The organism is Geodermatophilus pulveris, from assembly GCF_900188375.1.
In the GTDB taxonomy this organism is placed as follows: Bacteria; Actinomycetota; Actinomycetes; order Mycobacteriales; family Geodermatophilaceae; genus Geodermatophilus; species Geodermatophilus pulveris.
Window position 1 is genome coordinate 243620 of the sequence record NZ_FZOO01000004.1, and the last position, 13873, is coordinate 257492.

Below are 13873 nucleotides of genomic sequence, written 5' to 3' on the forward strand. Positions count from 1 at the left end.
CCGCAGGGGGGCTCCGGGAGGGTGGCGCCCCACCGCGCCCCACCCCCGCGAGAGCCCCCGCAGGTGGCTCGCTGACCTGCGCGAGGGGGGGTGGCGAGGGCCCGTCACGACATGGTGTCGAGTGGTGTTCGGTGGGGCGTAGTGGGTTACTGTGTGGCCCGGTGGGGAGGTAGGGCGCGTCCCGGGGACGCCCCGGGAGCGCGAGGAGGACCGATGGGGGAGGTGTTCCGGTGTTCGTCGGCAGCTACCCGTTGCGCCTCGACGAGAAGGGCCGGCTCGCACTCCCCGTCCGCTTCCGCGAGCAGGTGGCCGACGGCATGGTGATCAAGAAGGGCCAGGAGCGCTGCGTGTACGGCCTCACCATGGCCCGGGTCGCCGAGCAGAGCACCGCGGCCGCCGCGATGGCCCCGTCGGACACGGCGGCGGCCCGCATGCGCGCGCGCATGAGCTTCGGCTCGATGGTCGAGGTCGAGCCGGACAAGACCGGCCGCATCACCATCCCCGCCAACCTCCGCGAGTACGCCGGCCTGGACCGCGACGTGGTCGTCGTCGGCGTCGACACCCGCTTCGAGATCTGGGACGCCGGCACCTGGGACGCCTACGTGGCGGAGCAGGAGGCCGCCTACGCCGACATGGAGAGCGAGGGGATGCCCACCCTCTCCTGAACCCCACGTCCCGTCCCCCCGACCCCTCCGGGCCCCCTCCCGAGCGAGCCGACTTCCCCGCGGCTCGACCGGACCGGCCCGAGTCGTCTTCCCCGCGGCTCGGACCCCGGCGCACCGGAGGCAGCGACGCACCGTCCCCCGGGCACGCACCGGCCCCCACCGGCGCGGGCCCGCCCGCCCTCCCCGCGGGGCTCCACCTGACGTACTTCCCCGACGCCAGGCGGACCCCGCGGGGCCGGGCCGGGCAGCGTCGCCCGGGCCGGGACCCCACCCCGCCCCACCGGCCCCACCCCGCCCCACCGGCTGCCCCACGACCCCGGCCTCCCGCCGCCGTCCCGCCCGTCCCTGCCCGCCCTCCCGCACCGGGCGCCCCCGCCGCGTCCCCCGGCTACCGGCGAAACGCCGTCGTCCCTCCGCCCGCCGACCGTCGCCCAGCCCCACCATGGACGGGCCCCCGCGCCCCCGGGCGCCCCGAGCCCTCCAGGAGCCGCCGACGATGAGCACCGAGCCGGCGCCGCCCGCGGTGCACGTGCCGGTCCTGCTCGACCGCGTCACCGGGCTGCTCGGCCCCGCCTGCTCGGCGGCCGGCGCCGTCCTCGTCGACGCCACGCTCGGCCTGGCCGGGCACGCGCTGGCCCTGCTGCGGGCCCACCCGGGGCTGCGCCTGGTCGGCCTGGACCGCGACCCCGACGCCCGCGCCGAGGCGACCCGCCGGCTGGCGGGCGCCGGGGTGGCCGACCGGGCCACCGTCGTCCCGGCCGTCTTCGACGAGCTGCCCGAGGTGCTCGACCGGCTCGGCCTGGCCGAGGTGCAGGCCGTGCTGTTCGACCTGGGCGTGTCCTCGCTGCAGCTGGACCGCCCGGACCGCGGCTTCAGCTACGCGACCGACGCCCCGCTGGACATGCGCATGGACCCGTCGGCGCCGCGCACCGCTGCCGACGTGGTCAACACCTACGCCGCCGCCGACCTGGCCCGCGTGCTTCGGGTCTACGGCGAGGAGCGCTTCGCGCCCCGGATCGCCGCGGCCGTCGTCCGCGAGCGCGAGCGGGCGCCGTTCACGCACACCGGGCGGCTGGCGCACCTGGTGCGCGACGCGATCCCCGCGGCCACCCGCCGCACCGGCGGGCACCCGGCCAAGCGCACCTTCCAGGCGCTGCGCATCGAGGTGAACGACGAGCTCGGCGCGCTCGAGCGCGCCCTGCCGGCGGCCCTGGACGCGCTCGCGGTCGGCGGGCGGCTGGCCGTCATCACCTTCCACTCGCTGGAGGACCGCATCGTCAAGCAGACCCTCGCGGCCGGTGCGGTGGACCGCACGCCGCCGGAGCTGCCGGTGCCCCTGCCCGACCTCGGCCCGACGCTGCGGCTGCTCGCCCGCGGCGAGGCGGCGTCCGGGGCGGAGGTCGCGGCCAACCCGCGCGCTGCGTCGGCCCGCGTGCGGGCCGCCGAGCGGATCCGGCGGGCCGCGTGAGCGCCGCCGCCCGCGCCGCGGGCCCCCCGCCCGGGGACCGTCCCGGCCGCGGCACCGGGCCCGCCCCGGCCCCCGCCCGGCCCGCACCCACCGGTGAGCGGCCGCTGCCCGCCCCGCGGGCGGCCGCCCCCGCGACCGGCCGGCGGGTGCGCTCGCACACCGCCCCGGTGCGCACCGGGGCGGTGCGGCCCCGCCCCGCGGCGTCCCCGGTCCCGCCGGCCGGCCCGGTGCCCCGGCCGGCGGCCGGCTCGCCCACCGGCCGCGTCCGCAGCGCCGTCGGCGACTCCCGCGCCCGGCTCGTGCTGCTGGTCGTGACCTTGCTGCTCGCCACCACGCTGGGGCTGCTGTTCCTCAACACCGCCATCGCGGTCAACTCCCTCAAGGCCACCCAGCTGGCCGCCGCCAACGAGGACCGCGCCCAGGAGGTGCAGCGGCTGGAGCAGCAGGTGATCGCCGGCGGCACCCCCGCCGAGCTGGCCGCCGCCGCCCGCGAGGCCGGGATGGTGCCCGCCGGGCCGGCCGCCTACCTGGTCGTCGGGGAGGACGGCACGGTGACCCTGCGCGGCGAGGCGGTGCCCGCGGAGGCGCCCGAGCCCGAGGAGGCGCCCCGGCTGCCCGGGGACGCCGCGGTCCCCGTCGTGCCCGAGGTGCCGGTGGCCGGGGGTGCCGGGTGACCGGGCCGGGCTCCCCCCGCCGTCCCCTGGGCGGCACCCCGCCGCGCCGCGGCGGGACGGGCGCGTTCACCTCCCGCCGCGCGCCGGGCAGCCGCCGGCTGCGCGGGGCGCTGCCGGTGAGCCGGCGGCGGTTCAGCATCGGCCTGGCGCTCGTCGTCGTCCCGCTGCTGGTGATCATCGGCCGGCTGTGGCTGCTCCAGGGCGTCGACAGCGGCGAGTACGCGCTGGCCGCCACGCAGGACCGCATCCGCGTCCAGGACATCGCCCCGCTGCGCGGCCCGGTGGTCGACCGCGACGGCGACCCGCTGGCCTACACCGTCGCGGCCTCCCGCGTCACTGCCGACCCCACCCTCGTCGCCGACCCCGCGCGCACCGCGCTGGCGCTGACCACGCTGCTCGACGTCCCGGTCTCCGAGCTCACCGAGCTGCTGTCGGCCGACGGCCGCTACGTCGTGCTGGCCTCCCAGGTGCGGCCGGAGACCGTCGACGCCATCGACGAGCTCGGGCTGGACGGCATCTTCTCCGAGGACGACCCCGTGCGGCTCTACCCGGCGGGGTCGGTGGCCGGGCAGGTCGTCGGCTTCGTCGGCCGGGAGGGTGCCGGGCTGGCCGGCGTCGAGCAGACGATGGACGAGCAGCTGGCCGGCATGCCGGGGGAGCGGCGGGTGGAGGTCGGCAGCGGCGGGCATCCGATCCCGTCGGGCATCGACGAGTCCACCCCCGCCGTCGACGGGCGGACCGTCGAGCTGACGCTGGACTCCGACCTGCAGTTCGTCACCGAGCAGCGGCTGCAGGAGGCCTGCCAGGACGGCGCCACCACCCGCGCCTCGGCCGTCGTCCTCGAGGTGCGCACCGGCCAGGTCGCCGCCATGGGCTCCTGCCCCGGCTACGACCCCGGCAACTACTCGCGGACCGACCCGGACCTGCTGGGCAACCCCCTCGTGTCCAGCGTCTTCGAGCCCGGCTCGGTGCTCAAGGCGGTCACCCTGGCCGCGGCGCTGGAGGAGGGGCGGGCCACGCCGGACACCGTGCTGAGCGTGGCCGGGTCCATCCGGGCCGGGGACGTCGTCGTCCGCGACGCGCACGACCACGCGCCGATCGACTGGACCGTCACCGGGGTGCTGGCCAAGTCCAGCAACGTCGGGACGATCATGCTGGCCCGCGAGGTCGGCGACGAGCGGCTCGAGGAGTACCTGCGCGCCTTCGGCCTGGGCAGCCGGACCGGCATCGAGCTGCCCGGCGAGAGCGCCGGCATCCTGCAGGACTCCGCCGACTGGACGGAGAGCCGGGCGGCCAACGTGCCGATCGGGCAGGGCGTGTCGGTGACCACGCTGCAGATGGCGTCGGTCTACCAGGCGATCGCCAACGGCGGGGTGCGCGTCGAGCCGCGGGTCGTGTCCTCCGTCGGCGGCCAGGCCCCGCCGCCCCCGCGGAGCACCCGGGTGATCGGCGAGGCCATCGCTGACGACGTCGCCTACATGCTCGAGGCCGTCGTCGGCCCCGGTGGCACGGCCCCGCTGGCCCAGGTCGAGGGCTTTCGGGTGGCCGGGAAGACCGGCACCGCGCAGCGGGCCAACCCGGAGTGCAACTGCTACGCCGGCGGCGGCTACGTGACGACGTTCGTCGGGTTCGCCCCGGCCGACGACCCGCAGTACGTGGTGGCCGTGGACCTCGAGCGGCCGTCCAGCGACGCCGAGGGCGGCCAGGTCGCCGCCCCGGTGTTCGCCGACGTGATGCGCCAGGCCCTCACCGCCGACGGCATCGTGCCCTCGGGGACGCCCCGGCCGGACTTCCGGCTCACCGGCAAGGAGCGCTGAGCGCGCCGGTCCCCGCCGACCGGCTCGGCAGGTCGTCGGACGGCGTCGGTGCGCTCCCGCGTGGGGTGGGCGGGTGGGACCGGGCCCGCCGGTAGATTGGAGTCCCGTGAGCGAGAGCGGGAGGGAGGCGGTCCGGCCCCCGGAGCGCACCTCCCTGACCCTCGCCGACCTCGCCGACCTGCTCGGCACGCCCGTCCAGGGCGACCCCGGCACCGCCGTCACCGGCGTGACCCTGGCCTCGGCCGAGGTCCGCCCCGGCGACCTGTACGCCGCCCTGCCCGGCGCGCGCACCCACGGCGCCCGCCACGCCGGCGACGCCGCCGCGCGCGGGGCCGTCGCCGTCCTCACCGACCCGGGCGGCCGGGTGGACGCCGCCGCCACCGGCCTGCCGGTGTGCCTCGCCGACGACCCCCGCGCGCTGCTCGGCCCGGTCGCCGCCCGCGTGTACGGCGAGCCCGCCCGGCGGGTGCAGGTCGTCGGGATCACCGGCACCAACGGCAAGACGACGACCAGCTACCTGGTCGAGGCCGGCCTGGCCGCCGCCGGCCGGGCCTCCGGCCTGGTGGGCACCGTGGAGACCCGCACCCGCGGCGTGGCCCCCGACGGGACGCCGACGGTCACCGCCCTGCCCAGCGTCCGCACGACGCCGGAGGCGCCCGCCCTGCACGCGCTGCTGGCCCGGATGGCCGACGCGGGGGTGCAGACCGTCGTCATGGAGGTGTCCAGCCACGCGCTGGTGCTGGGCCGCGTCGGCGGCATCCGGTTCGCCGCCGCCGGCTTCACCAACCTCGGCCGCGACCACCTGGACTTCCACCGCGACCTGGAGGACTACTTCCGCGCCAAGGCCCGGCTGTTCGACGGCCGGGCCGCCGTCGAGGTCGTCGACGTCGACGACCCGTACGGGCGGCGGCTGACCGGGATGCTCGCCGGCCGCCGGGCGGTCACCGTCTCCAGCCGGGGCGCGGACGCCGACTGGCGGGCCACCGGCCTCGCCCCCGCCCCCGGCGGCGGGACGGCGTTCACCCTGCACGGCCCCGGCGGGCGGACCTGGCCGGCCACGGTGCGGCTGCCCGGCGGGTTCAACGTGGCCAACGCCGTCCTCGCGGTCGCGCTGCTCGACGCCGTCGGCGTGCCGGTGCCCACCGCGCTGGCCGGCATCGCGCAGACCGTGGTGCCCGGCCGCATGGAGCCGGTGGACGCCGGGCAGCCCTTCGTCGCCGTCGTCGACTACGCGCACACCCCCGACGCGGTCGCCACCGCGCTGGCCGCGCTGCGCGCCGACACCGCCGGCCGGGTGCTCACCGTGCTCGGCTGCGGCGGCGACCGCGACCCCGGCAAGCGGGCGACGATGGGCGAGGCCGCCGCGCGGGGCAGCGACCTGCTGGTCGTCACCGACGACAACCCCCGCTCGGAGGACCCCGCCGCCATCCGCGCTGCGGTGGTCGCCGGCGTCCCGGCCGACCGGCGCGGTGACGTGCGCGAGATCGGCGACCGCCGCGCGGCGATCGCCGCCGCCGTCGCCGCCGCCCGGCCCGGCGACGCCGTCCTCGTGGCCGGCAAGGGCCACGAGACCGGCCAGGAGGTGGCCGGCACCCTGCACCCGTTCGACGACCGCGCCGTGCTGCGCGAGGCCCTGGCGCGGCTCGCGCCGGCCGGAGTGGAGCCCCCGCCGTGATGCTGCCGTGATCCCGATGAGCCTCGCCGAGGTGGCCGAGGCGGTGGGCGGCGAGCCGGCCGCCGCCGACGGCACCGTCACCGGCCGGGTCACCGCCGACTCCCGCACCGTGGCCCCCGGCGACCTGTTCGTCGCGCTGCCCGGCGAGCGGGTCGACGGGCACGACTTCCTGCCCGCCGCCGCGGCCGCCGGCGCGGTCGCCGCCCTCGCCACCCGCCCGGACGGCGCCCTGCCGTGCGTCGTCGTCGACGACCCGGTGGCCGCCCTCGGCCGGCTGGCCGCCGCCGTGCACGCCCGGCTGGCCGCGGGCGGGCTCACCACGCTGGGCATCACCGGCTCGTCGGGCAAGACCAGCACCAAGGACCTGCTCGGCCAGGTGCTGGCCAGCGCCGGCGCCACGGTCAGCCCGCCGGGCTCCTACAACAACGAGATCGGCCTGCCGCTGACCGTGCTCGACGCCGACGCGGGCACCCGCTTCCTGGTGCTGGAGATGGGCTCCCGCGGCCGCGGGCACATCGCCCGCCTGTGCCGGGTGGCCCGGCCCGACGTCGGCGTCGTCCTCAACGTCGGCTCCGCGCACCTGGGCGAGTTCGGCTCGGCCGACGGGATCGCCGTGGCCAAGGGCGAGCTGGTGGAGGCGCTGCCGGAGTCCGGCACCGCCGTCCTCAACGCCGACGACCCCCGCGTGGTCGGCATGGCGCCGCGCACCCGCGCCCGGGTGCTGACCACCGGCCGCGCGGGGGGCGCCGACGTCCGCGCCGAGGACGTCGCCCTCGACGACACCGGGCGGGCCGCCTTCACCCTGGTCACCGGCGGCAGCCGCGCGCCGGTGCGGCTGCGGGTCGTCGGGGAGCACCAGGTCGCCAACGCGCTGTCGGCCGCCGGCGCCGCGCTGGCCGCCGGCATGGCGCCGGACGCGGTCGCCGCCGCGCTGTCGGCCGCCGAGCCGCGCAGCCGCTGGCGGATGGAGGTGACCCGCCGGGAGGACGGCGTCACCGTGGTCAACGACGCCTACAACGCCAACCCGGAGTCGATGCGGGCCGCGCTGGCCGCCCTGGCCGGGCTGCCCGCGCGCCGCCGGGTGGCGGTCCTCGGCGCCATGGCCGAGCTCGGCCCCGGCGCCGCCGGGGAGCACGAGCGCCTGGGCCGGGACGCCGTGGCCGCCGGGGTGGACCTGGTCGTGGCCGTCGGCGCCGATGCGGTAGGGATAGCCGCGGGCGCCGCCGCCGCCGGGGCGACCCCGGCCCGGGCGGTCCGCGTGCCCGACCGGGCCGCCGCCCGCGAGCTGCTGACGGAGGTGCTGGTGCCCGGTGACGTCGTGCTGGTCAAGGCCAGCCGGTCCTACGGGCTGGAGCTGCTCGCGGCCGACCTGCTGGCCGCCGGGGCAGGCGCGTGAGGTCCATCCTCGTCGCGGCCGCGTTCGGCCTGGTCATCTCCATCCTGGCCACGCCGGTCGCCGTCCACCTGTTCCGCCGCAAGGGCTTCGGCCAGGAGATCCGGGACGACGGCCCGGAGAGCCACCTGGCGAAGAAGGGCACGCCCACCATGGGCGGCACGGTGATCGTCGCGGCCACCGTGGGCGGCTACCTGATGGCCCACCTGTTCCTGCTCGACCAGCCCGGCCGGGGCCCGTCGGCCAGCGGCCTGCTCGTGCTGTTCCTCATGGTGGGCCTGGGCACCGTCGGGTTCCTCGACGACTACCTCAAGATCCGCTTCCGGCGCAGCCTGGGCCTGAACAAGACCTCCAAGCTGGTCGGCCAGCTGGTCGTCGGGGTGGCCTTCGCCGTGCTGGCGCTGAACTTCCCCGACGAGGCGGGCCTCACCCCGGCGTCGACGTTCGTCTCCTACGTCCGCGACATGGAGCCGCTGGCCCTCGGCACGGTCGGCTTCGTGCTCCTGGCCTACCTGTTCATCGCCGGGTTCTCCAACGCGGTCAACCTGACCGACGGGCTGGACGGGCTGGCCGCCGGCTGCTCGGCGATGGTCTGCGGGGCCTACACGATCATCTCGTTCTGGCAGTTCACCCACGACTGCACCAGCGAGCCGATCGTCGGCTGCTACACCGTCCGCGACCCGCTGGACATCACCCTGGTCGCCGCTGCCGGCCTGGGCGCCTGCCTGGGCTTCCTCTGGTGGAACACCAGCCCGGCGCGGATCTTCATGGGCGACACCGGCTCGCTGGCCCTCGGCGGGCTGCTGGCCGGGCTGGCCGTGGTCACCCGCACCGAGCTGCTGCTGGTCGTCCTGGGCGGGCTGTTCGTCGCGGTCACGCTGTCGGTGGTCATCCAGGTGGCCTTCTTCCGGGCCACCCGCCGCCGGGTGTTCCGGATGGCGCCGCTGCACCACCACTTCGAGCTGGCCGGCTGGACGGAGAACACCGTGATCGTCCGCTTCTGGCTGGTGACGGGGATGTCGGTCGCCTTCGGGCTCGGGCTGTTCTACGCCGACTGGCTCGCCTTCACCGGCCTGTGAAGAAGGACCACCCTGCCCCCCACGCCTCGCACGCTCGGCGCGGGCCCCTGGAGGGCGGCCGTTCCAGCACCTCACCACTGCGACACGCCCAGGCGGTGCGCCGGGAGATCGCGGCCAGCGGGAACGATGGCCCGGTGGAGTCCACCGGCGCGCCCCCCGCCCCCGGCCGGCGCCGGCCCGTGCCGGCCGGCCGGCCGCCGGCGCGCCGGTTCGTGCTGCCGCCCTGGCTGGACGGGCCCATGACCAGCTGCCAGCTGGTGCTCGGGGCGGCGGGCATGCTGCTGGCGATCGGCCTGGTCATGGTCTTCTCCGCCTCGGCGATCGAGGCCGCGCTCGACGACCAGCCCGCCTGGCGGCCCGGCGTGGAGCAGGTCGTCTTCGCCGTCCTCGGCCTGGGCGCGGCGCTGGTGGCGGTGCGGCTGCCGGTGCGGTTCATCCGGCGGTGGGCGACGCTCGGCCTGGTCGTCGCGGCGGTGCTGCTGGTCCTCGTGCTGGTCCCGGGGATCGGGCTGCGGCTCAACGGCTCCCGGGCCTGGATCGACCTGGGCTTCACCACCTTCCAGCCCTCGGAGACGGCCAAGCTCGTCTTCGCGCTGTGGGGCGCCCACGTCCTGGCCACGCGGGAGCGGTTCCTCACCGTCCGGACGCTGCTGGTCCCGCTGCTGCCGGTCTTCGCCGCACTGTCCTTCCTGCTCTACCGCGAACCGGACTTCGGCGGCATCGTCAGCCTCGGTCTGGTGCTGGTCGGCCTGCTGTGGGCCGGCGGCCTGCCGCTGCGCTGGTTCGCCTGCTTCGCCGTCGCCGGCGCCGCCCTCCTGGCGGTCATGGTCGCCGGCGCGAGCTACCGGCTGGAGCGGGTCACCTCCTTCCTCGACCCGTTCGCCGACCCGTCCAACGCCGGCTTCCAGGCCATCCGCGGCTTCTACGCGCTGGCCACCGGCGGGCTGTGGGGCGTGGGGCTGGGCAACAGCGCGATGAAGTGGAACCTGCTGCCCGAGGCGGAGTCGGACTACATCTTCGCGATCATCGGCGAGGAGCTCGGCTTCCTCGGCTGCCTGGTCGTCGTCGCCCTCTACGGGGTGCTGGCCTGGGCCGGCTTCCGCATCGCCCGCCGCTCGGCCGACCGCTTCGTCCAGCTGGCCTGCGTGGCGATCACCGTGTGGCTGGTCGGGCAGGCGGCCCTGAACATGGGCTACGTGGTGGGTCTGCTGCCGGTCACCGGCCTCACGCTGCCGCTGGTGTCCGCCGGCGGCACCTCCCTGGTGCTCACCCTGTTCATCGTCGGCCTGCTGATCCGCTTCGCCCGCTCCGAGCCCGAGGCCGTCGAGCACCTGCGCCGCACCGACCGCGGGCGGCTGTCGCGCTGGGTGCTGCCGGTGCCCGAGCGGGCCGTCGCGCCGCTGCACCCGCGCCGCCCCCGCCGCCCCGAGCGGGCCGGCCGGGGCGCCGGGCACCCCGGCCCGGACGGCGGCCCGCCCGCCCCGCGCGCCGCGGGCTCCGGCGCGCGCACCGTCGCCCGCGTCGTCCCGGTCCCGCCGGGGGAGCGCGTCCCGCGCGAGCGGCCCGCGGCCCGCGAGCGGCGGACGCCGGACGGCCGCGGCCGGGTGCCCGAGGCGCGCCGCCAGCCGCCGCCCCGGGCCCGCGCGTCCGCGCCCGAGCAACCCCGGCGGCCGCGGTGAGCGGGCCGCCCCGCGGGAGCGGACAGGGGAGCACGGTGGGCCCGAGCGTGGTGCTGGCCGGCGGCGGCACCGGCGGGCACATCGAGCCGATGCTGGCGCTGGCCGACGCGCTGCGGCGGCGCGACCCGGCCCCGCGGGTCACCTGCCTGGGCACCGCCCGCGGCCTGGAGACCCGGCTGGTGCCCGCCCGCGGCTACGAGCTGCGGCTGATCCCGCCGGTGCCGCTGCCGCGCCGGCCCACGCCGGACCTGCTGCGGGTGCCCCGCCGGGTGCTGGGCGCGGTCGCGGAGACCCGCGCGCTGCTGCGCGAGCTGGCCGCCGACGTCGTCGTCGGCTTCGGCGGGTACGTGGCGCTGCCGGCGTACCTGGCCGCCCGCCGCGAGCGGACACCGGTGGTGGTGCACGAGCAGAACGCGCTGCCCGGCCTGGCCAACCGGGTCGGCGCCCGGCTCGCCGCGCGGGTGGCCGTCACCGCCCCCGGCACCCCGCTGCACGGCGCCGAGCACGTCGGCATGCCCCTGCGGACGGCGATCAGCACCCTGGACCGCTCCGCCCGCCGCGCCGAGGCCCGCGCCGCCTTCGGCCTGGACGCCGGCCGCCCGACGCTGCTGGTCTTCGGCGGCTCCCAGGGGGCGGCCTCGCTCAACCGGTCGGCCGCCGGGGCCGCCGACGCGCTCACCGCCGCCGGGGTGCAGGTGCTGCACGCCCGCGGCCCGAGGAACACCGACGTCACCGTGCCGGCGCGGGCGCCCGGGCAGGCGCCCTACGTCGTCGTCGACTACCTGGAGCGGATGGACCTCGCCTACGCCGCCGCGGACCTCGCGCTGTGCCGGTCCGGCGCGGTCACCGTGGCCGAGCTGTCCGCGGTCGGGCTGCCGGCGGTGTTCGTGCCGCTGCCCATCGGCAACGGCGAGCAGCGGCGCAACGCGCTGCCCGTGGTCGAGGCCGGGGGAGGCATGCTGGTCGAGGACGCCGACCTGACGCCGTCCTGGATCGCCGAGCACGTCGTCCCCCTGGTCACCGACCCGGCCGTGCTGGCCCGGTACGCCGGGCACGCCGCGGCCGCCGGCGCCCGGGACGCCGACGAGCGGCTGGCCGACATCGTGCTGGAGGTGGCGAGGAGATGACTGCCGCTGCGGTCGCCGCGTGGACCGGGCCGGTGCCGGAGCTCGCCGAGCTGGGCGCGGTGCACTTCGTCGGCATCGGCGGGGCCGGGATGAGCGGCATCGCCCGCATCCTGCTGGCCCGCGGCGTGCGGGTCTCCGGCAGCGACCGCCGGGACACCCCCACCCTGCTGGCGCTGCGCGCGCTCGGCGCCCGGGTGGAGCTCGGCCACGACCCGGTGCACCTCGGCTCCGGTGGGGACGCGGCCGACACCGTCGTGGTCTCCACCGCCATCCGCGAGGACAATCCCGAGCTGGCCGCCGCCCGCGAGCGCGGCCTGCGGGTGCTGCCGCGCGCCGTCGCGCTGGCCGCGGTGATGGCCGGCCGGCGCAGCGTCGCGGTGGCCGGCACGCACGGGAAGACCTCGACCACCTCGATGCTCACCGTCGCCGTGCAGGCCTGCGGCGTGGACCCCTCCTTCGCCATCGGCGGCGACCTCAACGAGTCCGGCAGCAACGCGCACGCCGGCGGCGGCGACGTGTTCGTCGCGGAGGCCGACGAGAGCGACCGGTCGTTCCTGCTGCTGGACCCGTACGCCGCGATCGTCACCAACGTCGAGGCCGACCACCTGGACAACTACGGCGACCTCGCCGCGGTGGAGGCCGCCTTCGACCGGTTCCTGCAGACGCTGGACCCGGCCGGCTTCGCCGTCCTGTGTGCCGACGACCCGGGCTCGGCCCGGCTGCGCGGCGTGCCGACCCCGGCCCGCGTGCGCACCTACGGCACCGCCGAGGACGCCGACCTGCGGCTGGTCGACGTCGAGGTCGGCGCGGAGACCACCGCCTGGACCGCCGTCCTCGACGGCGCGGTGCTCGGCCGGGTGGCCATCCGGGTGCCCGGCGAGCACATGGCGCGCAACAGCGCCGCCGCCCTGCTGGCCGGGCTGGAGCTGGGGCTGCCCGCCGAGGGGCTGGTCGCGGGCCTGGGCCGCTTCGGCGGCGTGCACCGGCGCTTCGAGCTCAAGGGCACCGTCGGCGGGGTGCGCGTCTACGACGACTACGCCCACCACCCGACCGAGGTGGCGGCGCAGCTGCGCGCCGCCCGCGCGGTGGCCGGCCCCGGCCGGGTGGTCGTGGCCTTCCAGCCGCACCTGTACAGCCGCACCCGGGAGTTCGCGACCGCGTTCGGGGCCGCGCTCGCCCTGGCCGACGAGGTCGTGGTCATGGACGTCTACGGCGCCCGGGAGGACCCGGTCCCCGGCGTCACCGGCGCGATGGTCGCCGACGCCGTCCCGCTGCCGGCCGGGCGGGTGCGCTTCGAGCCGTCCTGGTCGGCCGCCGCCCCCGAGCTGGCCGGGCGGGCGCGCCCCGGCGACCTGGTCGTCACCATGGGCGCCGGCAACGTGTCGATGGTCGGCCCGGAGGTGCTCGAGGCCCTGCGCTCCCGGCTCGCGCCGGGGCGCGCGGACCTCGGCGGGCCCCCGCGGTGAGCCGCTCGGGGACCACCACCAGCGACCGCTCGCACGGCGGGGGGTCCTCCCGGGCGGAGGCCCGGCCGCCGCGCCGCCCGGCCGCGGGCCGGCCGCACCGCCGGCCCGCCCGCCCCGGCGACCGCCGCCGCAGGCTGCTGGTCCGCGCGGGCGTCGCCGTCGCGGTGCTCGGCCTGCTCGGGTGGCTGCTGTGGGGCAGCCCGGTGCTCGCCGTGGCCGCGGTGCGGGTCGACGGCGCCGGCACGCTCACCGCCGCCGAGGTCGTCGACGTCGCGGGCGTCACCGAGGGGACGCCGCTGCTGCGGGTCGACGTGGCCGCGGCCGAGGCCCGGGTGGCCCGGCTGCCCCAGGTCGCCGGCGTGGAGGTGACCCGCGGCTGGCCGCGCAGCGTCGTCGTCACCGTCGTCGAGCGGGTGCCCGTCGCGGTGGTCGAGGACGCCGGCGAGCGCTCGCTGGTCGACCGGGACGGCGTCCTCTTCGACACCGTCACCGGCCGGCCGCCGGCCGGCGCGGTGCCCCTGGACGTGGCCGACCCCGGGCCGGGGGACCGCGCCACCCGCGCCGCGCTGGCCGCCCTGGTCGCGCTGCCGGAGGACGTCCGCGCCGACGTGGCCGGCGCCCGCGCGCCCAGCCCGGAGGACGTCCGGCTGACCCTCGCCGACGGGACCACCGTGCTGTGGGGCAGCGCCGACGAGGTGGGGGAGAAGGCCGAGACCCTGGTCGCGCTGCTCGGCCGGCTGCGCGCCGGGGCGCTGGAGCCCGCGGACACCATCGACGTCAGCACCCCCTCGGCGGTCGTCCTCCGCTGAGGGGGTGGCCGTCGTCGAGCG

11 protein-coding genes are annotated in these 13873 nt (G+C 78.2%); all 11 read left to right on the forward strand.

Annotation, left to right across the window (positions count from 1 at the left end; all coding sequences use genetic code 11):
- The first annotated feature begins 230 nt into the window (after positions 1–230).
- Positions 231–665, forward strand: coding sequence for a division/cell wall cluster transcriptional repressor MraZ (mraZ, locus tag CHB98_RS10360; RefSeq protein ID WP_089305513.1), 435 nt, complete (start codon positions 231–233; stop codon positions 663–665).
- 496 nt (positions 666–1161) lie between these two features.
- Positions 1162–2133, forward strand: a complete 972-nt coding sequence (gene rsmH / locus CHB98_RS10365; protein ID WP_143425053.1) for a 16S rRNA (cytosine(1402)-N(4))-methyltransferase RsmH — start codon at positions 1162–1164, stop codon at positions 2131–2133.
- Positions 2130–2807: a cell division protein FtsL gene (gene ftsL, locus CHB98_RS10370; protein WP_089305514.1), complete on the forward strand. Its 678-nt coding sequence runs from the start codon at positions 2130–2132 to the stop codon at positions 2805–2807. Before rsmH ends, ftsL begins: the two co-directional genes overlap by 4 nt.
- The gene (locus CHB98_RS10375) at positions 2804–4624 is read left to right on the forward strand and encodes a peptidoglycan D,D-transpeptidase FtsI family protein (protein ID WP_089305515.1); all 1821 of its coding nucleotides are present in this window, start codon (positions 2804–2806) and stop codon (positions 4622–4624) included. The genes ftsL and CHB98_RS10375 overlap by 4 nt, the downstream gene beginning before the upstream one ends.
- Before the next feature lie 106 nt (positions 4625–4730).
- On the forward strand, positions 4731–6299 hold the full coding sequence (locus CHB98_RS10380; RefSeq protein ID WP_089305516.1) for a UDP-N-acetylmuramoyl-L-alanyl-D-glutamate--2,6-diaminopimelate ligase: 1569 nt from the start codon (positions 4731–4733) through the stop codon (positions 6297–6299).
- Positions 6300–6315: 16 nt separating this feature from the next.
- On the forward strand, positions 6316–7695 hold the full coding sequence (locus CHB98_RS10385; protein WP_281251853.1) for a UDP-N-acetylmuramoyl-tripeptide--D-alanyl-D-alanine ligase: 1380 nt from the start codon (positions 6316–6318) through the stop codon (positions 7693–7695).
- A complete protein-coding gene (mraY, locus tag CHB98_RS10390; protein ID WP_089305518.1) occupies positions 7692–8771 on the forward strand; it encodes a phospho-N-acetylmuramoyl-pentapeptide-transferase in 1080 nt (359 codons plus the stop codon). Before CHB98_RS10385 ends, mraY begins: the two co-directional genes overlap by 4 nt.
- 134 nt (positions 8772–8905) lie before the next feature.
- Positions 8906–10450, forward strand: a complete 1545-nt coding sequence (gene ftsW, locus CHB98_RS10395; protein ID WP_245821058.1) for a putative lipid II flippase FtsW — start codon at positions 8906–8908, stop codon at positions 10448–10450.
- Between the two features lie 35 nt (positions 10451–10485).
- Positions 10486–11577 (forward strand): undecaprenyldiphospho-muramoylpentapeptide beta-N-acetylglucosaminyltransferase, encoded by a 1092-nt coding sequence (murG, locus tag CHB98_RS10400; protein ID WP_089305519.1) that lies wholly within the window; start codon positions 10486–10488, stop codon positions 11575–11577.
- Complete coding sequence (gene murC / locus CHB98_RS10405) at positions 11574–13043, forward strand: UDP-N-acetylmuramate--L-alanine ligase (protein ID WP_089305520.1); 1470 nt, start codon at positions 11574–11576, stop codon at positions 13041–13043. Before murG ends, murC begins: the two co-directional genes overlap by 4 nt.
- A complete protein-coding gene (locus CHB98_RS10410) occupies positions 13040–13852 on the forward strand; it encodes a cell division protein FtsQ/DivIB (RefSeq protein ID WP_245821059.1) in 813 nt (270 codons plus the stop codon). Before murC ends, CHB98_RS10410 begins: the two co-directional genes overlap by 4 nt.
- Positions 13853–13873 lie beyond the last annotated feature (21 nt).

What these genes read in the sequence shown, in the direction of transcription:
- rsmH (WP_143425053.1), top strand. Translation starts at nt 1,162, where the DNA reads ATGAGCACCGAGCCGGCGCCGCCCGCGGTGCACGTGCCGGTCCTGCTC.
- CHB98_RS10385 (WP_281251853.1), top strand. Translation starts at nt 6,316, where the DNA reads ATGAGCCTCGCCGAGGTGGCCGAGGCGGTGGGCGGCGAGCCGGCCGCC.
- murC (WP_089305520.1), top strand. Translation starts at nt 11,574, where the DNA reads ATGACTGCCGCTGCGGTCGCCGCGTGGACCGGGCCGGTGCCGGAGCTC.